Here is a 22,811-nt window from a genome sequence, read left to right on the forward strand (position 1 = left end):
CCCCCCCCCCGACTTCATGCTGAGTTCGTCAGCTTCTTCGTCGTCGAGCGTTCCAACGAGCTCAGCGATCTTCACAGCGATGTCTTCCATAGGCTCCTCCGCCGTGCTGAATCCACCGCGCGACAGTTTGGGTAGTTTTAGGGCTCGGCGTGGTCTTCGTACCGGGGCGATGTTGTGGCGCGTCGAGGCGGACGCCGGCGACATGCGCATCGTGCCCGATGGCGTCATGGACCTGATGTGGTCCGGCGGGCGGTTCCTTTTCGCCGGTGCCGACACCACCGCGATGATCTCCTCTTCCGAGACCGGTGGCGTGACCTGGGGTCTGCGGCTGAGCCCGGGTCAGGCGCACGTGCTGTTGGACATCCCCGCTCGCGAGCTGGCCGACCAGCGCTTCGATTTGAGCGACCTGATCTCTGTCCCGGCACCACTGATCGACGCCGCCCATGGTGATCCAGGCGCCGCGCTGGAGGCTCTGCTCGTGACTTTCTGGGAGAAGACGCCGCCTCAGCCTGCCGCGTTGCGACTGGCCGCGTCGTTGGACGGAGCGGCCAGACAGGGCGTGACCGTCTCGGGCATGGCGGAGAGGCACGGGCTCTCCGAGCGCGGTCTGCGGCGGGTCTGCGACCGGGTGTTCGGATACGGCCCCAAGACGCTCGGATCCATCGATTCCAGTACGCCCTTCATCTCCTCCGTTCGGGCACCTCGCTCAGCGAGGCCTCCGCGATGGCCGGGTACGTGGACCAATGTCATCTGAACCGCGAGACTCAGCGCCTGGCCGGGACCACGCCCCGTGAGCTCGTCGTCTGAACCACGCACCGCGCCACCGCACGAGGCGTCAGTGGACCGCACCGCTGGCCGATTCATCCAAGACCACCGCACCCTGCCCATGACACCGTGGGAACCATGAGTATCGACATGGACCGAGCGGCATCCTTCCTGGCAGCTCACGGACGCGTACTGGATCGACGTCGCTTCGCTCTGCTCGCGGGCGATGCCACGGCGGCGGACCGGGCCGCGGTGCGCGACGCGGTGGAGAGTTACCGCAATGGTGACGGGGGCTACGGGTGGGGCATCGAGCCCGACCTGCGCGCGCCGGAGAGCCAACCCGCCGGCGCCCTGCACGCCCTCGAAGCGGTCGGCGACACCGGCCCAGGGATCACGCCTGCCACGCTCCGCCTCTTCGACTGGCTCGATTCGGTCACTCTGCCCGACGGTGGCCTGCCTTTCGCGCTGCCGATCGCCGACCCCGTGGCCTGTGCGCCGTTCTGGGTCGGAGCCGACTCTGGCGAGTCATCGTTGCAGATCACCGCTGGGGTGGCTGCTCAGGCCCACCGCGTCGCGCGGTCCGATGATCAGGCCGAGGCGCATCCCTGGCTGACACGAGTCACGCGCTACTGCTTCGACACGATCGAGCGATAGACGGCGCGCCCCTCGCCTACGTCCTGTCGTTCGCGCTCCAACTCCTCGACGCCGCCACCGACACCCATCCACAGGCGCGTGAACTCCTGGGCCGCCTCGGCCAGTACGTGCCCGCCAACAGCGCGATCCCCGTCATGGGAGGCGCCGAAGGCGAGACGCTCCATCTCCTGGACTGCGCACCCGAACCCGGACGCCCGGTCCGCGACCTCATCGACGAGGCAGCCGTCTCCGCGGATCTCGACCGTCTGGAGAACGGACAGCAAGCCGATGGCGGATGGACCGTGGACTTCACCAGCTACTCAGAAGCCGCGGCCCTCGAATGGCGCGGCTACGCCACCGTCTCGGCCGTCGCCACCCTCCGAGCCAACGGTCGATAATCAATGACAGCACTGCCCTCAAGCACAGCAGTAGAGTGCGAGGAACGCAGACCGAGCAGGTCGCGCCATCTTTGCTTCCCTACGGGGTTCTCGGTTCTGTGTAGTGACGAAGTCCTCGTAGACGAGTTCATTCATCTACGCCGTTGTAGCTTTGCGTCCATCCAGTTGTTCCAGTTTATGGCGCTGTCGCCGACGGACGGAGCCGGGGGTCTGTCCGTTGATTCGGGTGAAGGCGCGATTGAACGCAGCCTCCGATCGGTATCCCAGTTCGGCGGCGAGACGGGTGGCGGTGATGTCCTCGTCACGCAACCTTGATGCTGCAATGCTCATGCGCCAGCGAGTGAGGTATGCGATCGGTGCTTCACCGGTAAGTGTCGTGAAGCGGTTGCTGAACGACGACCTCGACATCGTAGCAAGCTGTGCGAGGCGGTCGAGGCTCCACTCATTGCCGGGATTATGGTGGATTGCTTCGATCACGCGACCGATTCTCTCGTCTTCAAGTGCGCGCAACCAACCTGCAGGCGTTGTCGCATCGTTCATGAGCCAGGAGCGGATCGCTTGGACGACGAGAATGTCGGCAAGTCTGGTAGCGACGGCTTCGCCGCCGATCTGTGGGTGGGAGAGCTCGCCCGCCATAAGACGCAGCGTGTCCTTGATCGAGGACGCTATAGAGAGCGTGTCGCCACCGATGAAGAGCACAGCGGGCAGAGTGCGCATCAACTCGCGGGCGGCGGGATCGTCGAATGACACAATGCCGCAGATCAACTGCGCTGCACGGCCAGGACCCCCGTATTTGAGTATCGAATACTGGGGATTCACATATTCCTGGGGCAGTTGGTCGACCCTCGGGCCGTGGTGTGCGTCGGCTTCGCTCAGCAGGTCATGTCCCAGGCCGTGAGGAACAAGGGCGAGGTCTCCAGCGCGCATCTCGATCGGATCGGCTTCGGGCAAGCGTAGCCAGCACGTCCCTGCGGTGACGACGTGGAAGCTCACCGAGTCGGCGATCGCGGGCATCTCCAGCGCCCACGGCTCCGAGAGCTCGGCATGGCAGTAGAAGGTGCTGCACATCCGGAGGGTGTGGAGCACGCGCGCCAGCCGATCCTGATGCTCAGCGCGCGGGATGACTTGCATGCTGCAATCGTGCCATATGAATTAGCAGATTCGCCGCAAGATCAGACGAATGAGCAAGAAATATGCTTATTCCAGCATGGTATCGCCGGATATCGATGCATAGCCTAGAGGAACCGTCAAATAGCACTTAAGGGAGGACCATCATGTATGCCATCGCAGGGGCCACGGGCAGAGTCGGATCGGTGACCGCACAGATACTGCTCAATGCAGGGGTCGACGTACGCGTTCTCGTGCGCCGTAAGTCGGATGTGGAAGCGTGGGAGGCACGAGGCGCCGAGACACGGATCACCTCGCTGGAAGATCAGGTGGTGTTGAGCGATGCGCTCGATGACGTAGCGGGGTTCTTCGTGCTGCTGCCGTTCAATCTGTGCGCCGATGACCTCGAAGCTCACGCCGACGCGCTGATCGCTTCGATCACGGGTGCGGTCGCTGCTCAGCAGGTACCGCACGTCGTCTTGCTCTCATCAGGTGGAGCAGACCTGGCCGAAGGCACCGGCCCGATCATGGGGCTGCACCGATTGGAGCAGGCGCTCCTCGCGACCGGTACTATAGCGACCGCGCTGCGCTCGGGTCACTTCCAGGAGAAAGTGACCGACGTGATCGACGTCGCCCGAAGCAGCGGCATCTATCCGGTGTTCGCGGCGTCAGCCGACGTACCGCTTCCCATGGTCGCGACCCGCGACATAGGAGCCGTAGCCGCCCAGATGCTACTCTCACGGCCCGCCCGTAGCGAGGCCATCGATATCATCGGCCCCTCCTACACGGAACGTGATGTCGCCACGATGCTCGGTGAGGGCCTCGGGCGCGAGCTACATGTCGCCATGATGCCCGAGGAGGTCTGGGCCGACGCGCTGATCGATGCGGGGTTCCGCCCGCACATCGCAGAGAGCCTCGCCGAGCTGTACCGGGCCGGCGAACAGGGGCTGCTCGCGCCGCGCGGCGACCGCAGAATCCGAGTGGAGACGAGCATCGACGTCACCCTCGATCGTCTGCTCGCCCCACGCGCTGAGTAAGCATCGTGTTCGACTTCGCATCCACGGCGGTGCTCGCGGTCTCCCTCGTCACCAACGGGCTGCTGGCCGGCCTGTTCTTCGTGTTCTCCTGCGCAATCTGCCCTGGGTTCCGACGCATGGACGACCGCAGCTACGTTCGAGCATTCCGCGCTATCAATAGGACGATTCTGAACGTTTGGTTCCTCAGCGTCTTCTGCGCCGCACCGCTCACCGCCGTAGCAAGCGCGATCATGATCATCGGTCGAGAAGAGCCGACACCTCTCGGCTGGCTCGTCGCGGGCGCTGCCTGCTCAGTGCTCACCTTCGTCATCACCGCCGCCGGGAATGTGCCTCTGAACCGTGCTCTCGAGGTGGCTCCCGCCGATACTGAGCAGCAACAGTGCAGGGCTCGCCAGGATTTCGAGGCCCGCTGGAACACATGGAACCACGCCCGCACCTTCTCAAGCATTGTCGCGCTCACAGCCCTGGCGATCTCTTCCACAGGCTGAGGAGGTGGCCAGGAACGAGCTCGTCTGCTCCTCCGGGGCGGGGCGAGGAAGGAATATCAGGACTGCTCGACGCAGGTGCAAGCTCCGTTATGACGCAGAGGTCCGATACGAGCAGCCGGGGGCTCAGGGGCGGGCTGCGCCTATCGGGAATACTCCTCATCTCCGCCGAAGAGGTCGGGCTGCAAAAGTGTCGCACTGTGATCCGACGATCAAATACAGGCGCGGTCGGCTGCTACTGCTCTAGGGGCCTCGGAGAAGAAGTGAAGCGGGACGGACGGGCGCTGATAGCCATGATGCGCCGTCGGGCGCAGCTCAGCATCTCGACAAAGTGAGTTTCAGATGGGTCAATAGCCTTGCTCTGCGCCTGCAGCCTCAAGGAGATCCGGGACGCCACGATGAGATGAGTCACAAAGGTTTTTCAAGACCTGCGGCCAGTCCATCGACCAGAGCAGTGAGCCCAAACTCAAAAGTGTCGTCGTTATCGGTCTTGTCGATGTCGTCGCGTACTCCGGCCTGTTCTTCCAATACAACACCGACCGTGTATCGACTGATTGCTATCAACGCGCTGATAGCGGAGTGCTCTTCGAAGCCTTGATTCACGAGTAGCCTAATCTGTTGGCTGGGCGCCTCAGAGAGGTTGCTCGACTCACTGCAGAGCCTCCGATGGTACCCCGCGTGCAATCGCGCACCGTCACGCACGGCGTGAAGCGCTGTGCGGAAGCTTCGTGCGTTGCGCATAAGAAACGCTTCCCACCCTTCACCTGGCTCTGGCAACGAAGCATGGTGTTCACGCTCGAGAATGTCCGCAGCCAGCGCAGACAACAAATCAGCCTTCGTGGGGAAATGCCAGTAGAGTCCCGGCTGCCGCACCTGCAGGTGGGTCGCCAATGCGCGGGTCGTGAAGCCGTCAAGCCCAGTTCTGTCGAGAACCTCGCGAGCACCGCAGAGAACTGCCGTTCGGTCCAGCCGTGTCCGCGCCTGAGTCATACTTGAACTTTATCATCGATAACTTTATCGTTGATAAAGTGCAACTTCGTCACCCACACAGCGGAACCGTCGCCATGGTGCTCACTACCGCCAGCCTCGACGCCGTGGGGCTAGGCTTGGTTCTCCCGATCCTGCCCGCACTACTGGGTCAGGTCGGCTCGGCCGCAAGCACTATCCCCATGCATGTCGGATTGCTTACCGCGCTCTACGCGGTAATGCAGTTCCTTTGCGCTCCGGTACTGGGCAGGCTGTCCGATCGCTTCGGCCGCCGTCGAGTACTGTTGGCTTCCTTGGCCGGCGCGACTGTCGACTATCTCATTCTGGCCTTGACTTCGACCCTCTGGGTCTTCTACGTAGCACGGGCTGTCGCGGGCATCACCGGGGCAACAAATGCCGTGACCGCCACCGTGATCGCCGACGTCACCCCACCCGCAGAGCGGGCCAAGCGATACGGATGGCTCGGGGCGTGCTACGGCGGAGGAATGATCGCCGGCCCGGTAATCGGCGGTCTCTTCGGTGGCTTCTCACCCCATTTGCCGTTCCTCGTAGCTGCTCTCCTGACGGCGGTGAATCTCACTCTCAGCTTGAGCATGCTGCACGAGACAAGACCAGATCTCCCAATCAAGTCACAGGAGTCAGCATCGACGTCTGCGCCTTTTCGACTCCAAGCTATCCAGGGGGTGGTGCCCCTCATTGCGGCTTTCGGCCTCGTACAGCTCATCGGCCAGGCCCCCGGCTCGACGTGGGTTCTGTTCACGCAACAACGTCTCGACTGGAGCCCCGTCGAAGTCGGGATTTCCTTGTCCCTCTTCGGTCTGGTGCAGGTGCTTGTTCAGGCCGTCCTCACCGGACGGGTCGTGACGCTACTCGGCGAAACTAGAACGATCTATCTCGGCATTGTCGCCGACGCGTCGGGTCTCATAGGTCTCGCATTCGTCACCGGCTCCTGGGCGATGATGCCCATCCTCGCAGCACTCGGAGTCGGAGGTATCACGGTCCCGGCCCTGCAGACACTGCTCTCCCAACGTACTCCCGAGCAGCACCAAGGCCGGCTGCAAGGCCACCTCGCTAGCCTCAACAGCCTCACATCAATCCTCGGGCCTATTGCCTTCACGACGATCTTCGCCCTGAGTCAGATAGACGCCGATGGCACTCTATGGTTCTGCGCCGCTGCGCTCTACATTCCTTGTGCGATCCTCGTCACAAGGAATGCAAGATCCTCTGGGTAGGTCGGGCCAGGCGAACTGCTCCTTCCCTCGGGCAACTTCCGCGATGCAGCTCCAGCCATACGCTCACGCATGCCTTGGCGCGCGGCTGGCGCACGGTACAGCCCCCTGAAGGATGCAATAGATCAAGATTCGCCGACGGGCATCTCGAAGCATCCAGTGACACCAGTGACACGCCATGCACATCTGATGGGCCCATGCTGCGGCGACGCAGAGCCACCACAGCATGGGCTTATCGTATTCAGATCAGTTCCATCACCGGACCGTCATGAAGAGCCCGATAGATTGTGTTTCGTATCGTGTTCGCCTGGTCTGCGGTGAGTGTATGGTCGATCGGACGGAGGATGATCCGCAGGAGCAGGTTGACCTGGCCCGGCTGAGTGCGCAGGCGTGATCGCGCGGCCTCGGGCAGCTCCTCATGCGCGGTGCGACCCAGCACCTCGACCGTTTCGATCATCTCTGCGTCGTCGCCGAGAACCGTGCGAACACGGTCGCCGAGGGTCTCCTCGTCCTCTTCGGTCGCGACGACCACGGAGATGTCGCGTCTGGCCGGTGGGAGCGGAGACACGTGCCGCCAGGGTTCCAGGGTGAGCATCTGAGCGGCGATCCTCGGGTCGCGGGCGCGCAGGTAGCGGATGTCCGGAATCGCCTTGCGCAGCATGAGCGCGCGTTCGAGGCCCATGCCGAGCGCCAGTCCCGACCACTGCTCGGGATCGAGACCGCAGCCGCGTAGTACCTCGGGATGGATGCGCCCGCACTCGGCGAGCTCGAGCCACTCACCTTCGTGTCGAACGTCGATCTGCCTTCCTCCGACGGTGTAGGGGTGTTCGGCCTCGGTGATCCTCCACTCCGCACACGGGAGGACTGCCTCGACCAGTTCCTCGATCATGTTGAGCATGTCCTCGTCGCGGGTGTCGGCCGTACTGCGGATGCGCCACAGGTCAACCTGGTGCGGTTCTCCAACGTGGCTGCGATCGACGACGTCGCGCCGGTACACCAGCCCTGGTGCCACGATCAGCTCGTCGATGCCGGCGCGCCCGCCATACGCCTCCAGCGCGGTCGGCAGCTCCGCGCTCATGTGGCTACGCAGCATGACCGTCGGGCTGATGTATCGGGTGTACCGGCGGGCCCGGGTCACGTCATCCGGGTCGTAACCGAGGCGATCGTAGTTCGCGGCGACCGAGACGATAGGAGAGCTGCGCACATAACGAACCGTGCTACCCCACGTGCGTTCGAGCGGAGCGACCACGGCGCTCAAGAGCGCTTGCATCGCGTGCTCACCCTGGGCAGGGTCAGTGAGATCGCGCAGAGCAAGAGCGCGGCAGAGTTGATCAGGTGTCAGATATGCGGCATGAGCCATAGGAGAGTCTCCAATAGGGTTGCGGGCTGGTGAAAGATGAGAACATCCCCCGGCCGCGCCTGCGGAGACCCGGTGAGCTAGTGACGCACGTCGAGAACCCCGCGGCCGTTACCCGGCCGGGGGTGTAGAAATCGCTGCTGCCAATTCATGCGAGGAATACTAGCAGGAATCGGGGCATCGCAGTAGAACGTCGTGGCAGCCGTGCCAGATACGAGTTGACCTACTCGGATACGGTGGCCGGCCCGCGAGCCGTCCTGCTCTGGGAAGCCAGCGGGGGCGATATGGCGCGCGCTGCGAGTCATTTCGTATCAACCAGAGGAGCGGGATGAAGCAAATGGGATACGGCAGACATGAATATGGATGCCATTGGTTGCGGTGACTACTCTTCGCCAGCCTGCCGGAGGGAGAGCGTGGCTGCGACGTCGACGGAGGACGGGCCTCCAGGGAACCCAGCCTGCGAGACGAGCACAGCGCCGAAGACTGCACTCCAGAACGTCTTCGTCGCACGGCCGATGTCTTGGTCCGTCGCCCATCCGTGCTCGCCCAGCACGCCCTCCAAGAACCGTTCGGATTGACGGAACAGGAGGCTGAGGCCAGTCTCGATCATTGGCTGCACAGTGGGATTCCCGCGCGCGAGGGCGAGCGCACTGACGACGACGGTGGTGGACGGCATGGTGAGAGCGGTTCGAGCGAGCACCTGGCGCAGAGACTCTGGCGTGGACGCTCTGCGCCCTGCGTTCTGGAGACGCTCGGTGTCTCGCAGCAGAAGCCCGAATGCGGCATCGACGTACAGCGCATCCTTCGAACCGAAATGATGAGTGATCTGATTGGGGTAAGCGCCAGCTGCCTCAGCCAGCTCACTCACCGTGACGTCCGCGAACTTACGTTCCCCGAAGAGAGACATGGCGACCTCGCGAATCCTCCGTCGCGTGTCTGCGCCACGAAGTGCGTAACTGGGCTGGTTCCTGCCGACCATGGCCATATTGTATGTGATACAACTGAGTTGTATGGGATACAAGATGGGAGAATGCTGATGCGAGTTGCGATGACGGGATACGGCGCGGTGACCCCCCTGGGAGTCGACGTGAGCACATTGTGGTCGGGTTTGATCGAAGGACGCTCGGGCGTGCGCGAATTGGACGCACTTGACCAGGTGTGGGCCAGGCTTCCGGTCCGTGTAGCCGCTCCCGTGACAGCCGACCTGGAAGAAACTCTTGGCCGCGTCCGCGCAAGGAAGCTTGACCGAAGCCAGCAGTTGGCTCTGATCGCAGCTGATGAGGCGTGGCGTGACGCTGGCCTTGGTGACGTAGATCCCGATCGGCTGGCGGTGGCCGTCGGGACCGGGGTGGGTGGCGTTCAGACACTGCTCGACCAAGACGACCTACTTGAGAGCGATGGTGCGCGGCGAGTGTCGCCTCGTGCCGTGCCGATGCTGATGCCCAACGGCGCTTCAGCACAGATCAGTATTGCGTACACGGCCAAGGCCGGTGTGTTCACCCCCACCTCGGCCTGTGCATCGGGGGCCGAGGCGATCGCACTGGGGGCTCGCCTCATCCAAGACGGCGACGCGGATGTGGTGATCGCAGGCGGGGTCGAAGCGGCCATCACTCCTTTGACCCTCGCGGGATTCGCCCAATCACAGGCACTCGCCAAACCGGACGGAGGGCCAGCTGATCGGCTCTCCCGGCCGTTCGACACCGACCGCCGCGGCTTCGTGCTCGGCGAGGGAGCCGGCATCGTAATCCTTGAAAGCGAGAGCCACGTCGCCGCGCGCACGGGCCGAGTCCGCACTTGGCTTGCCGGGTGGGGCATCACCTCGGACGCCTACCACATCACCGGAACAGAGCCCGGCGGACTCGGCCAGGTCCGCGCCATACGCAAGGCTCTCGCAGTAGGCGGTCTCACAGTGAACGACATCGACCATGTGAATGCTCACGCGACCGGAACGATTATTGGGGACCGTGCAGAGGCGCAGGCACTCCGTGACGTGTTTGGAAAGGAGATGAACGTCACTGCCCCGAAGGGCGCGCTGGGCCACCTGGTCGGAGGGGCTGGGGCACTCGAAGCCATTATCACCGCGCGGACTATTGAATCCGGAATTATCCCCCCAACCGCCAACCTGCAGCACATCGATCCCGAGGTCCATCTGGATATAGTCAGAGAGACACGCCGCACGCCAGTGCGGGGTGCGATCAGCAACTCCTTCGGGTTCGGCGGGCAGAACGTGACACTTGCAATCTGTGCCGCATCGAATTGAGTTCGTCTGCGAGCCCGAGCTCGAAGCGCACAGCGAGCCTTCTGACGTTCAGGCCGTCCTTGTCCTTGCCTAGCCTCCTATCTGCCGGGCTCGCTCGGCGTGCGAGAGCGAGCAGGATGAGCGCTCCGAGCGTGAAACCCGCGGCGATGAGCGGAAGTGCAGTTCTCCCGAACCTGGATGGGGCTACACCCTCGATCGCGGTTCCCATGGAGACGCCGAGGTAGGCGCCGGAGGTGTTGAGTGCCAGCGCTTGCCCGGCGACAGATCCGGCGAGCACATGCAGGCGGGCCTGACTCGCTGAGGAGTTCCAGAACGTCATCCCTCCCTGCATCTGACGCATCTCCTTTGAACAGAGGCCCTAGCCCAACAATGTCGCGTGTGTGCCGCGCTTACCGCAGCGACCGGAAGAACTCCCGCACATCGTTCAGCAGCAGGCCCGGCTCCTCGAGCGCGGCGAAGTGTCCGCCGCGCTCTTCGACATCCGCCCAGCGGACGATGTTGTTCGTCTTTTCTTCCGCGAAGCGCAGTCCGACGTCGTGCGCGAACACGATCACCGCAGTGGGCACCCCGGAGCTTGAGGTGTCTGCGCCCCAACCGGCATCTTGCGCATAGCCGACGTACGCCGACGACCCACCCGTCGTCGTGAACCAGTACAGCGATGCGTTGTCGAACAGGAACTGTTCACCGACGATCGCAGCGGCCAGCACATCTGCGGGGTGAGTCCATTCCTGGAACTTGTCGTGGATCCACGCGAACTGGGCGACGGGACTTTCCGCGAGCATCGCACCGATCAGTCCCGGCCGTGTCGACTGGATCGCGATGTAGCCGAACTCCCTCTGCATGAACTCGCCGACCCGTCGCATCCGATCCTGTTCGATCGGCGTCAGGGCCGCTGCGGTTTCCTCATCGACCTCGCCGACGAAGGAGCCCACCGACCCGTTCACATGCACGCCAATCACACGATCAGGGGCGAGCCGCCCGATCTCCGGCGCGACGCCCGCGCCCACATCGCCGCCCTGCACCGCGAATCGGTCGTAGCCGAGTCGAGTCATCAGCTCGAGCATCACCGTGGCGATGTCGCTGCGCTTCCAGTCGTGTCCGACCAGTGGCGTAGAGAAGCCGAATCCCGGATGCGACGGGATCACGACATCGAACGCATCGGCCGCGTCGCCGCCGTGCGCGATCGGATCGGTCAGAGGCCCGATCAGCTTCTCGAACTCGAGGAACGACCCTGGCCAGCCGTGCATCAGCAGCGGTATCGCCTCCGGATGTGGCGACCGCACGTGCACTGCGTGGATGTTCTGCCCATCGATGCTCGTGATGATCTGTGGCAGGGCGTTCAGCCGTTCCTCGGTGGCGCGCCAATCGTGCTCGGCCCAGCGCGCGATGAGACTCTGGAGCTCGAACGAGGGGATGCCAGTGCTGCGATCATCGACCGGAAGCGGATGCTCGAATCGGGCGTTTACGAGGCGTGAGCGGAGGTCTCGACGGCGGCCTCCGCGATCTCGATGCGGAAGGTCTGGATGGTTTCGTTCGTGTGCATGTCTTCCTTACTTGTTGGTGCGCTTGTAGTTAGTTATCAGCGTGTCCGTGTTCCTCGGGTGAAAGCCTTCCTGCAGTCGCGAGGGTCGCCACACCCCAAATCAGCCATCCGCCGTAGATGAACAATCCGGTGGCGGGATCGTCGACAGGGCTCCGCGCCACGCCCCACAGTCCTGAGACGCCGAGGGATAGCAGGACGAGGCCGCCAATCAGAGCGGCAGGTCGCATCCATCTCGGCGCGGGGCGATCCCACCAGCGCATCGCGATCACGAGCGCCGGTACCGCGGCGAGTGACACCGCCACCGTTATGTAGAAGGGCGCATCGACGACTTCTACAGTGTCGGGCGGGGCCGCAATGTCGATCCCGAACGCCCAGAGCGTCTTGAGCGTCGGGTATACGAGCGACGCGACGATCCCGATGACGGGCACCCACGCAGGCACCGGTACCCGCAGATCGCGTGCGGGCCTGAGCGGATTCGGAAGGAACCATAGGCCGAGAAGCGCGATCGCTGCCCCAATGGAGACGCAGGCGGAGATCGGGTCCACCGGGAACGGGATCGCGCCGACTGCCCGCAGCAGATGCAGAAGAGACAGCGTGCACGCGCTCGGCAGTAAGAGTGCCGTCGCGATGAGCAGACCCGCGTAGCGCTGACCCGTCGTTCCTGCGAACACACGAGCCAAGACAGCGGCGACGATGCCTGCCAGGACGAACCAGCGAGGCGAGTTATCTGCGACATATCCAGCGGCCGGGTGGAGGAGTGCGAGGATCCCGGCGACGGCCCCGATACCAAGCGTGACCCAACTCGTAGTCGCTCCTCGGGTTCCCATCCGATTCGATTCGGGAGCTTGTTTCAACATTCTCTTTCCTTCAAGGTCGTGATGGATTGCGGTGTCACAACTTCTCGGTTCTGCGGTGCAGGGCATATCCCCACGTGGCGAGCGCCAGGAGCGGTCCCCAGAGCCAGAACGGGAAGACCAGGGCAGCAGTGAGCATGGCTATCGCGAGTCCAGTTGACGGCTCACCTGCGAGTAGGAATGAGTCGAGTCCGGCAGCGGTGAACAGTATGGACACGGTCAGGGCGGGTATTACGGCCAGTGATACCGGAACAGGCTTACCTCCGAAGTGACCGAACCAGCGCGGAACTCGGGTGCCCCATGGCAGGATGAGCCCGAGCGTCAGGATGCCTCCTGTCAGCATTGCCGTGCCGAGGATGAGCCCGTTGACGAATGTCGATGCGGGGTCGTCGAAGTCGCGGGGATCCCCGAAGAGCGGCCACGGTGTCAGCCAGCTGAGCCGCGCGCAGACGTACGGGAGACTGCAGCATGCCGCGACCACGGTGATCGCGATGCGGTGCCTGAGCACGAACCTTCCGATCGTTCCCGGAGTTCGATACAGGAATGACGCGCCGACAAGGAACCAGATACCGGCGAACAGCATCAACACCAATGGTGTGATGAATCGTACGTCGATTAAATCAACGGCGAAGTCGAGGTACAGCGAACGGAGTGGCGTCAGCCCGAGAACGAGGAAGCTTACCGCTGCAAGACCGACGAGTGCGGTGAGCACGCGCTTCGCGAGTGTTCTCATCATCAGTGCGAGAAGTACGATGATGACCAGGGGCAGGGAGTATGCGAGCGTGTAGCCGGCAACGGCGAGGCTGCGCAGGCCTGTCAGTCCGACAGCGCAGACCATACCGATTGTGACGGCGATGCCGCTCAATATCGGAGTCATTCCGCGTCGACCGAACAGGGCCGCAAGGCCGACCGCCGACGCCGCGGCGCCGACGCAAGCCTGGATCACGGAAGCAGCCATCTGGCCGAGGGCAGCGCTCTTGAAAAGATGGTGAATCGGCGCCGGGTTCGGACGAGCGGCATAGGGGCTGAGCTCTGGAGCGACGAGCCACACCAGGCTCGCCGAGAGCATCACCACGCCAAGTGCAGTGCCGAGCCAGATCAACATCCGCACGCGAGTCACTGGCGTATCTGTCGGAGGACGGGCAGTGGAGTTCATGGCGTCTACTCTTCCGAGAAAGACGGCCGAGATCATCGCCCCGGAAGGCGAGAGCGGCTCACCCGAACGGGTGATCTTCAGCGGTCGCCAAGCTGTCGCCTGGTTGCACGACGCCGTTCTCGTACACCCAGATCACGACCTGGGAAGAAAAGCACGAGCGTTGACCCATCAACGGGAAATCACCTTCCCAGAACCGGAAATCTCCTCCTTGATCTTAGGGTCGCCGGAGTAGCGAATCTCGCCGCTTCCATCGATCAAGGCGTCAAGCGTGCCACTGATGAGCACATCAGCCATACCAGATCCTCGAACCTCGATGCGAGCATCAGTGCTTTGGAGATCCTCTGCTTGATACTCGCCCGATCCGCGAATCTCGACATCTTGCGTTGCAGTGGTTCCGCTGGCGGCGACTGCACCTGCCCCGTCGATCTTCGTCGTCAACTCTTGGACGTCGATGTGATCCACAGTGATCGATCCAGAGCCGTTGACGGTGATTGAAGCAACATCGGCTTTGATTCCGCTAGCGCGAACACTGCCCGACCCTTGAACAAGAACCATGGGCTCCGCTGCACCGGTGAAGTCAACTTCGGCGTCTCCCGATCCCAGAACTGTGACTGCGTCGAGTGTCGGAATGGTGAGTTCGTACCGGATATCCCCTCCCCAGGCAAGAGGCTCACCATCAAGACCTAAGTGCAGGACTTCGTCCTCAACGTCAGAAGTGAGTCGGTCGATCACCCTCTCGCCCGCCGTTACGGTGAGCCCTACGTGCTCACCTCTTGTCACGATCAGTTCCCCTGATGTGTCCAGTTCCACGGCGTTGACCGTATCGATCTCCCTCTCCTGTGTAGTTGCGGGACCAGTGTATGCCGAGCTGCACCCTGTGAATGCAGCGATACAGATCGACAGGGAAGTCACCAATGTGATCGTGCGTGTGGGTTGTTTGTTCATGCTGTCCACTCTTCTGTGGGGGACGGCCGAGGTCATCACCCCAGCGTATGAAAGCGGTTCACCCGAACGGGTGAGCTTCAGATGCTGAGCTGTCGCCCGGTTGCACGAGGCCGTTCTCGTAGGCCCAGATCACGACCTGAATCCGATCGGACAGCCGCAGGCCGGCAAGCACCGCTTTCACATGTGTCTTCACCGTGTTATCTGTGAGGTACAGCTCCGCAGCGATCTCAGCGTTGGAGGCTCCGCGTGCCAGCAATGCGAAGACCTCGCGCTCGCGAGGTGTGAGCGCGTCGAGGAGTCCGTCGGACGGTAGTACCTGGCGGCGCACGTGTCGCAGCAGAGAGGCGGCGGCGCGCGGGGCGATTGCGGCGTCTCCTTCGGCGACTCGACACACCGCATCGCACAGATCCTGCGGTCGCGCGTCTTTTGTAAGGAAGCCACTCGCGCCGGCCTGGATCCCACCGAACACGTACTCGTCCAAGTCGAAGGTCGTGAGGATCAGCACTCTGGTCTGCGGGCTCGCTCTGAGAACCTCAACAGTCGCAGCGATGCCGTCCATCCCCGGCATCCGCACGTCCATGAGGACTACGTCGACGCGATGCGACAGGACGAACGATACGGCGGCCGCTCCGTCGTCAACACCACCTGCGATCTCGATGCGAGGGTCGGCGCCGAGCACCGTGCCGAGCGCTTCACGCAGCAGCACCTGGTCGTCGGCAAGAAGCACCGAGATCGGCCTGTTCATGAGGGCTCCTCAACAGGCAGTATCGCGCGCACGCGCCAACCGTGCTCCTTCCGGACGTCCAGGACCCCACCCGCGCGCCGTACCCGCTCGACCAGGCCGATTAAGCCTGTGCCGTTCGGGTCGTCGCGGTGCAAGGATCCTCGTCCGCCGTCATCGCTCACCGTGATGACGACCTCGGCCGCGTGCCATTCGACGCCGACGTCTATTCGTGTCGGTGGCCGGACATGCTTGATCGCGTTGGTAACCGCCTCTTGGACAACGCGGAACGAGGCGAGATCGGCGTCAGGCGCGAGACGCCGAGGATCGCCCCGCACGGTCAGATCGATCGTGTGCTCAGCGCTATTGGCGTGTTCGACAAGCCCGGCAATCGCATCGACCCCGGAGACCGGTGCCAGCGGACTCGCGTCAGGATCTCCGAGCGTATGGATCATGCTGCGCAGGCCACGCATGGCCTCGCGTCCGGTCTCCGCGACGCGCTCGAACGCGGCATCGGCCTCCGGGCTGTTACGGGAGACGCTGGAGCCGGCCACAACACGAGCGGCCTCTGCCTGGGCGATCATCACCGTTAGCGAGTGCGATACGACATCGTGAAGATCCCGGCTGATCCGCGCTCGTTCTTCACTGACGGCATGCTGCATCGATTCCTGAGCTCGTCGGTACTCCGCAAGACGCGACTGGCGTGCCAGCGCACCGAGAGCCCACGCCGCAAGGACCGCGGCGACGAGGCTTACCGCCTCAAACATCAACGTCATGCGATCGCTGAGACTAGTCTGCACTGCGCTTACCGCGGTGATGACGCCGACCCCGATTAGGCCAGTCGTCAGGGCGCCAAGCGAGTGCCGGCGGTTCGGGCTCGAGGCCAAACGCCACAGCAACAACAGGTAGGCGACGCTCGACGGCAGCAGCGCGGCGCTACCGATGCCAGGAACGATCGTGAACGCGAGGAGGAGCATCAGCGCCGATCCACCGACGAACGCGGCAATCGGGCGCCTAGAGCAGAAGAACCCGGTCACGTGCAGCAATACGAGGAGGGAAATAAGCCATGTGAACTGCCCCGGGCTTAGCGGCTCCGGTGCCGCTTGTAGGAGACCCACAACCGTCAACGGCAAAGCGAGAACCATCATGATCGCCGCAGTGACAATCTCCCCTGGCACGGTTCGCCGGAACCGCCCGGCGGGAAGTTCGCCATCGCTCATCACAACGCCATTATCCGGCAGGAGCGAATGTGCCGCATCACCCGCGAGAGTGAGACGAGCCTAGCGAGGATCTTGATCTCGGTACCGCTCGGCTTTGCACCACTGGGCTGCCGCGACACCCGGACCATACGGGAGTCAGCATCTGCGTACCGTGCCTCAATCCTCTATGCGAATGATCCCCAATGGCTGCACCCCGCGGTGAATCTGGCTTGGAAGCGTGTGACGGGAACACCGGCGTTGGCGCTCCAGGCGACGGCGGTCTCGGCGAATTGGTCGTCAGTCGATGTCGCTAGGGCGAGACATCTCCTGTCCCCAAGGGCCTCAACGTCATACGTTGAGACCGACCCGCGGATAGTGTGGCAGCTCGATGTCGGTGGATTTATTGAACTGCTTCTGCATGAATCCTCGCATCGGCCAGCGAGTGGCCCAGGACATCGATGCCTGAACAAGACGGATCGTGAGGTCGTTCATCGGGGCGAATCCTCCCGTGCCGCCCGCGAGCTGTTGGGCACCTTCGGCGTAGGGACGCACTATCCGGTCGTAGCCTTCGAACGCGGCAGCATGCCCCGTCCCGCGGCCGAGTTCTCCCGCCAGGACGTAGGCCCCGACGAGGGCGACGCTGGTGCCGAGCCCGCTCAACGGGCTCGGGCACGCTGCAGCATCGCCAATCAGCGCAATCCTGCCGTTCCACCACTGGTCGAGGTCGACTTGGCCCATAGCGTCGAAGGAGAAATCTGATGACGTGCGGGCGGCCTCGAGCAGCTGTGGCGTTCGCCAGCCGGCGTCTGCGAAACGCTCGTCGAGGAGCGCAACCTGCGCGAGGCGGTCATGGCGGTTGTGGCGGAGCGTCTCGCCCCGGCGCAGGCGAAAGCTCAGCGCCGCCTTGGACTCCGTCCTGACCCTACCGGGCCGGACGGAGGCGACGAGCCCGCCAGCACGGTTGTACGTCTGGTACCAACCGTTTAGGTCGTCGAAAGCGGGTGCTGTAAACCAGGCCGTGTACAGGCCGAGGGGCTTCACGAATTGCTCCTCAGGCCCGAAGGCCGCAGCTCGCACCGCCGAGTGGAGGCCGTCGGCGCCGATGACGAGGTCGAATCGACGTGCTGGCGCGTGGCGGAAGGCGACCTCGACGCCGTCGGAGTCCTGGGTGAGCCCCGTGATGGTGTCGTTGAAGAGGTATTCAACGTCGCTGTCGAGCTCGCGATGGAGCAGCTCGACGAGGTCGCCCCGGAGGATCTCGATCTCCGAGATGAATCCCTCCCCATCGAAGTCGTCGGAACTGATCGTTGCGCGGGCGCGGCCGCGCTCGTCGACCCAGGAGATACCGGCCTGATCGAGGCTGATGCTGCGGGCATCTTCAAGCAGGCCCATGCGTTCGATCACTGTGCGTCCAGCTCCACGCAGATCCACGGCCTGCCCGCCCCGCCGTGGCGCTGACGCGATTTCAACAATCGTAACGGCGAAGCCGTGCTTGCGTAGCCAGTACGCACAAGCTAGTCCAGCGATGCTTGCACCCGAAATGAGTATTCGTTTTCCAGTCATGCCGCCAGCCTAGAAACGCCCGAGACGAACGGGCAATCGCGTACTAGTACAGCTAGTTCCCTGGCCGGGGAGACGATGATGATCGCGGTGTTTGCCGATCAGTGGTGTTCTAGTACAGGATGAAGAGATGAGCACCTCGTCGACGGCCATCGCCGCTGAACTGCGCGACCAGATCGTTTCCGGTGCCCTGCTGCCCGGAGACCCGCTTCCCTCTGCGCGGGAGATCATGCGAACCCGGCACGTCGCCATCGCTACGGCCAGCCGGGTGCACGCGTTGTTGCGCGCCGAAGGACTCGCGCTCCCCGTACCAGGGGTAGGAACCGTCGTAGCGGGAGATCGCAACGGCGGTGCGCCTCGCCTTCGCACCCGTCGGCCGGAGAACCAACATGCTCAGTCTGCATTACAGGGAGCTACGCCACTCAACGTCGAGCGGGTCACGGTTGCCGGCATCGCGATCGCCGACGCCGAAGGCGTGGAGATGCTCTCGATGCGCAGAGTCGCTCATGTGCTACGAACTCAGCCGACGTCGCTGTACCGGCATGTGACCAGCAAGGAAGACCTCGTCTCGCGGATGATGGAGTATGCCCTCGGAGAATGGTCTCCCGTGGCCGGAAATGGCGATTGGCGAGATCGGCTGATCCAAGGTCACCGGGAGCTCTGGCGGGTCTTCCGTCGTCATCCGTGGCTCGCACCGCAGCTTTCAGTGACCCGGCCGCAGCTCCTCCCCGCGGCGCTATCCTTTGCAGAGTGGGCGATCCAGACATTGGGGCAGGCCGGCATCAGCTCCGAGGAGGCGTTCGAGGCGCACCTGCTCCTGTTCACGCAGATACGCGGCATGGCCGTCCTGCTCGAGCCAGAGGCTGAGGCCGAATCTGCCTCCGGGGTTGACGCCGACACGTGGGTCGAGGAGCGCATGGACATGCTCCGAGACCTGACCTACCGAGATCATCATGCTGGCTTGCGTTCCCTCGTCGGATCTGGCTATGAGCTCGATCTGGATCGACTCTTCGAACGAGGCCTGGGTCTTCTCGTCGACGGCATCGCCTCTCGACTCGACTCCTAATGCCGCACTTCCAACGTCAGCGGAAGTGGTTGGCGTGCGAACTAACCTGTTGGAGAGAGCGCGACCCAATCACGAAGTGCGACAGAGCACCGCGACCCGAATGTCCTAAGTGGATACGATGACCAAGCCGCGTTCACGACGGTTGACGCAATTGTGGTCTCTCATCGCTTGATGGCACGGGTGGCGATGTAGGCCGGGAAGTACTGCGCAGTGATGTCTGCGTGATGTGGCGCTTCAGTGAGATCGGTGAGCATGAAACCCGCTGACAGCTGCCCGCCGATCTGCTCGGTGAGCGAGTGGCTGTACTCAATGGGGCCATCTCCGTAGGCGCGCATTCGGTCGCTCTCCGAGAGGTCGAGCGAGCTGAAGGGAAGGGCGGATTCAACCGGTGGTCGCAACGAGTTCCGCGAACTTCTCCGATGGTGTCAGATATCCCAGCGTCTTGCGGGGCCGGCCATTGAGCGAGTCCTGTATCGCGGTCAGCTCCGATCGGCTGACCACGCTCAGATCGGTGCTCTTCGGCAGGTACTGACGTAGGAGCCCGTTGGTGTTCTCGTTGCTGCCCCGCTGCCACGGGGAGTGCGGGTCGCAGAAGTAGATCGGGATCCCCGTCGCGGTCGTGAACTCGGCATGCTTGGCCATTTCTGCGCCCTGATCCCACGTGATCGTCCGCGCCAGCGACGACGGAAGCGCGGTGATCGCTTCGCGCATCGCGGTCTCCACCTGGTCCGCGCTCTTCCCGTCGGGAAGGTGCAGTAGGAGCGTGAGGCGAGTGCTGCGTTCGACGAGGGTGCCGACGGCGCTGCGACTGTTCTCGCCGAGGATCAGATCGCCTTCCCAATGCCCCGGAACCGCGCGGTCTTCGACCTCAGCCGGGCGTTCGCTGATCATCACCATTCCCGGCAGCCGGCCGCGCCCGTCCGTCGCGGTCCGCGACTTGCGAGCCGCGCGCCCTGATCTCAAGCAACGGGCAAGCTCGCGACGCAGCTGCCCGCGCCCCTGCACGAACAGAGACTGGTAGATCGTCTCGTGGCTCACGTGCATCTCCGGATCGTCTGGATGCTCCAACCGTAGGCGGGCGGCGATCTCCTGCGGCGACCACAGCTGCTCCAACTGCGTCGTCACGACCTCGAGCAGCCGCCCATCACCGAGCTTGAACGGCTTCGGTCTGCGAGCCTGCTCGCGCGCATTCTCATGCGCCCGCCACGCCGAGTACTCCTGCCGTCCGCCGCCGCGCTTGACCTCGCGGGAGACGGTCGACACCGCCCGTCCGAGGCCGCGCGCGATCGCGGTGAGCGTGTCACCGCGGGCGAGCCCGACCAGGATCTGCTCCCGGTCAAGGACCGTCAGACGACCCTCGCGAGGCACCCAGCCAAACGGCTTCGCGTCGAGGTGACGTCCCTCCCGGGCCATCCTCCCGACCATCGGCGCCGTGCAGCCGACCTCGCGAGCGATGTCGATGAGCCGCCAACCCTTCGAATGGAGACGGATCGCGAGCTGCTTTTGCTCACGACTGAGATGACCATGCTTGCCCTGCAACCGATGCCTCCCGAGATCAACGTCTGCTTCATCTCACAGCACCCATTGCGTTGACCGGTTGAATCCGCCGATCCTGCGGGACGCGGCGGTTTTCTTCGCCGGGGAACTCGACCCCCGACGCCGCTGATCCTCGCGTTCATCGAGGAGCAGCGGGCCAAACACCGCTCGGTCGGGTCGATCTGTCGGGTCCTGCAGGAGCAGGGCGTTCAGGTCGCCGAGCGGACATATCGAGCGTGGCGTCGCGCGCAGCCCAGCAGCCGAGACGTCGGGGATGCCATCGTCATCGACGCGATCCTCGCCGCGCGTGTGAATGCGAAGGGTGAGGCGACACCGGAGTCGATGTATGGGCGGCGGAAGATGACCGCGCTGCTGCGCCGGCGCGGGTTGACCGTGTCGCGGCGGCGGGTGGACCGGCTGATGCGTCATCTCGGGATCAACGGGTTGGTGCGCGGCAAGGGCGTGCGCACCACGGTCCCTGACCGCAACGCCGCGAGAGCCCCAGACCTGCTGGACCGGGACTTCACCGCACCCGCCCCGAATCGGCGTTGGGTGGCCGACTTCACGTATGTCCGGACGTGGGCCGGGTTCGCCTACGTGTCGTTCGTGATCGACTGCTACTCCCGGGCGATCGTAGGCTGGCACGCCGCAACGGTGAAGACGACCCCGCTGGTGACCACGGCGCTGCGGATGGGGTTGTGGCGACGCGACCGCGCCGGCCACGACATCGAGGACGGGTTGATCCATCACAGCGACGCCGGCTCGCAGTTCACGAGCGTGTCGTTCGCGGAGACTCTCGCGCTCGAAGGCATCGCCGCGTCGATCGGCTCCATCGGGGACGCGTACGACAACGCCCTCGCCGAGTCGACGATCGGGCTGTTCAAGAACGAAGCAATCCGCGACGGATCCCCGTTCCGATCAGGACCACTAAGGACGATCGACGACGTCGAATGGGTCACCGCCGGATGGGTCGACTGGTACAACTCCCGACGACTGCACTCCACCCTCGGCGACATCCCGCCCGACGAGTACGAGGCCGCGTACTACGCTGACCTCGAAACGCCAGCCCACCCGGTGCTGGAACCCGCATAGAAGCGGCAGAGAACCGGGGACGGTTCAGACCGCTTCGGAGGATGGTGAACGCTGGACCGTAGAGATTCCTATCTGACAGCTGGACTGCGGAATCGAGGTATCGGCTTAGGCTCGCTGCGCGATTGGCCTTGTCTCCGAACTCGACGTGGAAGGTGTCGTCCCCGAAGTCCATGTTGGCGTTGTCGCGACGACCTCGCAGTCGACGCTCCAACCGGCCCCACACGGCTCGGAGTTCGGCATGCGTGTCATCAGTGGTCACAGTTCCACTCTGCCGTAGTTGCTCTCGCTCGTCCGAGCTTCTTCCGGGGCGGCTCCTTCAAGGACCGGGCCGGGGACCGCGCAACATGACACGAGAGGTAGATCGTGTGCTCTCGGTCCCGGAACGCTTCTGGTCCCCTTTTGGTCCCCTTATCCACAGGGAGGCGGGACGAGGCGATCCGGCTGACCGCAGGCGGCCGTCCGACACCGCCCCAGGGGACCAGAGGGGGACCACTGAAAAACATCCTCGGACATGACGAAGCCCCGGCGAGAAACCTACTCTCACCAGGGCTTTTACGTCGGGCTGACAGGATTTGAACCTGCGACCCCCTGACCCCCAGTCAGGTGCGCTACCAAGCTGCGCCACAGCCCGTGGCATCAATTTTCAGTTGTTCGGGCCGACCAGAGCGGGGTAAACCCCTTGACCCCCAGTCAAGTGCGCTACCAAGCTGCGCCACATCCCGCGACCGCGCTCAGCCCTGGCGAACCAGCGCCGAACACTTGGGATACATTACCCCACCCGGTCACGATTTTCACATCGACCGCGTGCTCCACCCGCGCGCGGTGACCTGCCTGCCCGGGGCCGGGGCGGCGTCGTCCCCGCTCCCCCCCCCCCCCCCCCC

The 22,811-nt window shown here is 63.8% G+C and carries 22 protein-coding genes, 2 tRNA genes and 1 pseudogene; 8 read left to right on the top strand and 17 right to left on the bottom strand.

Features of this window, described 5'->3' with window-relative positions:
• The first annotated feature begins 169 nt into the window (after positions 1–169).
• On the top strand, positions 170–754 hold the full coding sequence (locus HMPREF2833_RS02025; RefSeq protein ID WP_210387045.1) for a DUF6597 domain-containing transcriptional factor: 585 nt from the start codon (positions 170–172) through the stop codon (positions 752–754).
• A gap of 149 nt (positions 755–903) precedes the next feature.
• Positions 904–1,419 (top strand): hypothetical protein, encoded by a 516-nt coding sequence (locus tag HMPREF2833_RS12570; RefSeq protein WP_210387046.1) that lies wholly within the window; start codon positions 904–906, stop codon positions 1,417–1,419.
• On the opposite strand, the gene HMPREF2833_RS12575 is transcribed toward HMPREF2833_RS12570, so the two are convergent.
• Entirely contained in the window at positions 1,392–1,682 is a 291-nt protein-coding gene (locus tag HMPREF2833_RS12575; protein WP_210387047.1) for a hypothetical protein, read from the bottom strand. The genes HMPREF2833_RS12570 and HMPREF2833_RS12575 overlap by 28 nt on opposite strands.
• 249 nt (positions 1,683–1,931) lie before the next feature.
• Positions 1,932–2,927, bottom strand: a complete 996-nt coding sequence (locus HMPREF2833_RS02035) for an AraC family transcriptional regulator (protein ID WP_070636548.1) — start codon at positions 2,925–2,927, stop codon at positions 1,932–1,934.
• Positions 2,928–3,070: 143 nt separating this feature from the next.
• On the opposite strand from HMPREF2833_RS02035, the gene HMPREF2833_RS02040 reads away from it, so the two are divergent.
• Positions 3,071–3,940, top strand: a complete 870-nt coding sequence (locus HMPREF2833_RS02040; protein ID WP_070636549.1) for an NmrA family NAD(P)-binding protein — start codon at positions 3,071–3,073, stop codon at positions 3,938–3,940.
• A 5-nt stretch (positions 3,941–3,945) separates the two neighbouring features.
• Entirely contained in the window at positions 3,946–4,428 is a 483-nt protein-coding gene (locus HMPREF2833_RS02045) for an anthrone oxygenase family protein (RefSeq protein ID WP_070636550.1), read from the top strand.
• Positions 4,429–4,833: 405 nt separating this feature from the next.
• Here HMPREF2833_RS02045 and HMPREF2833_RS12070 read toward each other — a convergent pair whose 3' ends face one another.
• Positions 4,834–5,415, bottom strand: coding sequence for a TetR/AcrR family transcriptional regulator C-terminal domain-containing protein (locus HMPREF2833_RS12070; RefSeq protein WP_046095290.1), 582 nt, complete (start codon positions 5,413–5,415; stop codon positions 4,834–4,836).
• A 77-nt stretch (positions 5,416–5,492) separates the two neighbouring features.
• Between HMPREF2833_RS12070 and tet(65) the strand changes: the two genes are divergently transcribed.
• The gene (gene tet(65) / locus HMPREF2833_RS02050; protein WP_101888508.1) at positions 5,493–6,644 is read left to right on the top strand and encodes a tetracycline efflux MFS transporter Tet(65); all 1,152 of its coding nucleotides are present in this window, start codon (positions 5,493–5,495) and stop codon (positions 6,642–6,644) included.
• A 238-nt stretch (positions 6,645–6,882) separates the two neighbouring features.
• On the opposite strand, the gene HMPREF2833_RS02055 is transcribed toward tet(65), so the two are convergent.
• Complete coding sequence (locus HMPREF2833_RS02055) at positions 6,883–8,001, bottom strand: PheS-related mystery ligase SrmL (RefSeq protein WP_070636552.1); 1,119 nt, start codon at positions 7,999–8,001, stop codon at positions 6,883–6,885.
• 379 nt (positions 8,002–8,380) lie between these two features.
• Positions 8,381–8,977, bottom strand: coding sequence for a TetR/AcrR family transcriptional regulator (locus HMPREF2833_RS02060; protein WP_070636581.1), 597 nt, complete (start codon positions 8,975–8,977; stop codon positions 8,381–8,383).
• Positions 8,978–9,028: 51 nt separating this feature from the next.
• Here HMPREF2833_RS02060 and HMPREF2833_RS02065 point away from each other — a divergent pair, with 51 nt between their 5' ends.
• Positions 9,029–10,258 carry a beta-ketoacyl-[acyl-carrier-protein] synthase family protein gene (locus tag HMPREF2833_RS02065; RefSeq protein ID WP_070636553.1) on the top strand — a complete coding sequence of 410 codons (1,230 nt, stop codon included), beginning with the start codon at positions 9,029–9,031 and terminating at the stop codon, positions 10,256–10,258.
• A 389-nt stretch (positions 10,259–10,647) separates the two neighbouring features.
• On the opposite strand, the gene HMPREF2833_RS02070 is transcribed toward HMPREF2833_RS02065, so the two are convergent.
• From HMPREF2833_RS02070 to HMPREF2833_RS02095, 8 genes and pseudogenes are all read right to left on the bottom strand, one after another.
• A complete protein-coding gene (locus HMPREF2833_RS02070) occupies positions 10,648–11,505 on the bottom strand; it encodes an alpha/beta hydrolase (protein ID WP_246829064.1) in 858 nt (285 codons plus the stop codon).
• Positions 11,506–11,532: 27 nt separating this feature from the next.
• Positions 11,533–11,685, bottom strand: a pseudogene (locus HMPREF2833_RS12635) (epoxide hydrolase N-terminal domain-containing protein); the annotation flags it as partial.
• A 145-nt stretch (positions 11,686–11,830) separates the two neighbouring features.
• On the bottom strand, positions 11,831–12,658 hold the full coding sequence (locus HMPREF2833_RS02075) for a hypothetical protein (protein ID WP_070636554.1): 828 nt from the start codon (positions 12,656–12,658) through the stop codon (positions 11,831–11,833).
• Positions 12,659–12,692: 34 nt separating this feature from the next.
• Complete coding sequence (locus HMPREF2833_RS02080) at positions 12,693–13,811, bottom strand: hypothetical protein (protein ID WP_141756152.1); 1,119 nt, start codon at positions 13,809–13,811, stop codon at positions 12,693–12,695.
• A 168-nt stretch (positions 13,812–13,979) separates the two neighbouring features.
• Entirely contained in the window at positions 13,980–14,756 is a 777-nt protein-coding gene (locus tag HMPREF2833_RS12075; RefSeq protein ID WP_168165707.1) for a head GIN domain-containing protein, read from the bottom strand.
• Between the two features lie 58 nt (positions 14,757–14,814).
• Positions 14,815–15,501: a response regulator transcription factor gene (locus tag HMPREF2833_RS02085; RefSeq protein ID WP_070636556.1), complete on the bottom strand. Its 687-nt coding sequence runs from the start codon at positions 15,499–15,501 to the stop codon at positions 14,815–14,817.
• Entirely contained in the window at positions 15,498–16,697 is a 1,200-nt protein-coding gene (locus tag HMPREF2833_RS02090) for a sensor histidine kinase (RefSeq protein WP_141756153.1), read from the bottom strand. The genes HMPREF2833_RS02085 and HMPREF2833_RS02090 overlap by 4 nt, the downstream gene beginning before the upstream one ends.
• Before the next feature lie 327 nt (positions 16,698–17,024).
• Positions 17,025–18,239 (bottom strand): FAD-dependent monooxygenase, encoded by a 1,215-nt coding sequence (locus HMPREF2833_RS02095; RefSeq protein ID WP_070636558.1) that lies wholly within the window; start codon positions 18,237–18,239, stop codon positions 17,025–17,027.
• Between the two features lie 127 nt (positions 18,240–18,366).
• Between HMPREF2833_RS02095 and HMPREF2833_RS02100 the strand changes: the two genes are divergently transcribed.
• Positions 18,367–19,302: a TetR/AcrR family transcriptional regulator C-terminal domain-containing protein gene (locus tag HMPREF2833_RS02100; protein WP_070636559.1), complete on the top strand. Its 936-nt coding sequence runs from the start codon at positions 18,367–18,369 to the stop codon at positions 19,300–19,302.
• Between the two features lie 161 nt (positions 19,303–19,463).
• Here the strand turns inward: HMPREF2833_RS02100 and HMPREF2833_RS12080 are convergent, their stop codons facing one another.
• Positions 19,464–19,637 (bottom strand): hypothetical protein, encoded by a 174-nt coding sequence (locus HMPREF2833_RS12080; RefSeq protein WP_210387048.1) that lies wholly within the window; start codon positions 19,635–19,637, stop codon positions 19,464–19,466.
• 46 nt (positions 19,638–19,683) lie between these two features.
• Positions 19,684–20,841, bottom strand: a complete 1,158-nt coding sequence (locus HMPREF2833_RS02105; RefSeq protein ID WP_070636560.1) for an IS30 family transposase — start codon at positions 20,839–20,841, stop codon at positions 19,684–19,686.
• 138 nt (positions 20,842–20,979) lie between these two features.
• Between HMPREF2833_RS02105 and HMPREF2833_RS02110 the strand changes: the two genes are divergently transcribed.
• Positions 20,980–21,930 carry an IS3 family transposase gene (locus HMPREF2833_RS02110; RefSeq protein WP_256388761.1) on the top strand — a complete coding sequence of 317 codons (951 nt, stop codon included), beginning with the start codon at positions 20,980–20,982 and terminating at the stop codon, positions 21,928–21,930.
• A gap of 557 nt (positions 21,931–22,487) precedes the next feature.
• On the opposite strand, the gene HMPREF2833_RS02115 is transcribed toward HMPREF2833_RS02110, so the two are convergent.
• Positions 22,488–22,561, bottom strand: a tRNA-Pro gene (locus tag HMPREF2833_RS02115).
• A 20-nt stretch (positions 22,562–22,581) separates the two neighbouring features.
• A tRNA-Pro gene (locus HMPREF2833_RS02120) sits at positions 22,582–22,652 on the bottom strand.
• Positions 22,653–22,811 lie beyond the last annotated feature (159 nt).

It is taken from the genome of Kocuria sp. HMSC066H03 (assembly GCF_001812045.1).
GTDB lineage: Bacteria > Actinomycetota > Actinomycetes > Actinomycetales > Micrococcaceae > Kocuria > Kocuria rhizophila.

Excerpts from the sequence above, each read along its gene's own strand:
- HMPREF2833_RS02025 (WP_210387045.1), top strand. The coding sequence starts at position 170 with ATGTTGTGGCGCGTCGAGGCGGACGCCGGCGACATGCGCATCGTGCCC.
- HMPREF2833_RS12570 (WP_210387046.1), top strand. The coding sequence starts at position 904 with ATGAGTATCGACATGGACCGAGCGGCATCCTTCCTGGCAGCTCACGGA.
- HMPREF2833_RS02035 (WP_070636548.1), bottom strand. The coding sequence starts at position 2,927 with ATGCAAGTCATCCCGCGCGCTGAGCATCAGGATCGGCTGGCGCGCGTG.
- HMPREF2833_RS02040 (WP_070636549.1), top strand. The coding sequence starts at position 3,071 with ATGTATGCCATCGCAGGGGCCACGGGCAGAGTCGGATCGGTGACCGCA.
- HMPREF2833_RS12070 (WP_046095290.1), bottom strand. The coding sequence starts at position 5,415 with ATGACTCAGGCGCGGACACGGCTGGACCGAACGGCAGTTCTCTGCGGT.
- HMPREF2833_RS02055 (WP_070636552.1), bottom strand. The coding sequence starts at position 8,001 with ATGGCTCATGCCGCATATCTGACACCTGATCAACTCTGCCGCGCTCTT.
- HMPREF2833_RS02060 (WP_070636581.1), bottom strand. The coding sequence starts at position 8,977 with ATGGTCGGCAGGAACCAGCCCAGTTACGCACTTCGTGGCGCAGACACG.
- HMPREF2833_RS02065 (WP_070636553.1), top strand. The coding sequence starts at position 9,029 with ATGCTGATGCGAGTTGCGATGACGGGATACGGCGCGGTGACCCCCCTG.
- HMPREF2833_RS02070 (WP_246829064.1), bottom strand. The coding sequence starts at position 11,505 with ATGCACGGCTGGCCAGGGTCGTTCCTCGAGTTCGAGAAGCTGATCGGG.
- HMPREF2833_RS02075 (WP_070636554.1), bottom strand. The coding sequence starts at position 12,658 with ATGTTGAAACAAGCTCCCGAATCGAATCGGATGGGAACCCGAGGAGCG.
- HMPREF2833_RS02080 (WP_141756152.1), bottom strand. The coding sequence starts at position 13,811 with ATGAACTCCACTGCCCGTCCTCCGACAGATACGCCAGTGACTCGCGTG.
- HMPREF2833_RS12075 (WP_168165707.1), bottom strand. The coding sequence starts at position 14,756 with ATGAACAAACAACCCACACGCACGATCACATTGGTGACTTCCCTGTCG.
- HMPREF2833_RS02085 (WP_070636556.1), bottom strand. The coding sequence starts at position 15,501 with ATGAACAGGCCGATCTCGGTGCTTCTTGCCGACGACCAGGTGCTGCTG.
- HMPREF2833_RS02090 (WP_141756153.1), bottom strand. The coding sequence starts at position 16,697 with ATGAGCGATGGCGAACTTCCCGCCGGGCGGTTCCGGCGAACCGTGCCA.
- HMPREF2833_RS02095 (WP_070636558.1), bottom strand. The coding sequence starts at position 18,239 with ATGACTGGAAAACGAATACTCATTTCGGGTGCAAGCATCGCTGGACTA.
- HMPREF2833_RS02100 (WP_070636559.1), top strand. The coding sequence starts at position 18,367 with ATGAGCACCTCGTCGACGGCCATCGCCGCTGAACTGCGCGACCAGATC.
- HMPREF2833_RS12080 (WP_210387048.1), bottom strand. The coding sequence starts at position 19,637 with ATGCGCGCCTACGGAGATGGCCCCATTGAGTACAGCCACTCGCTCACC.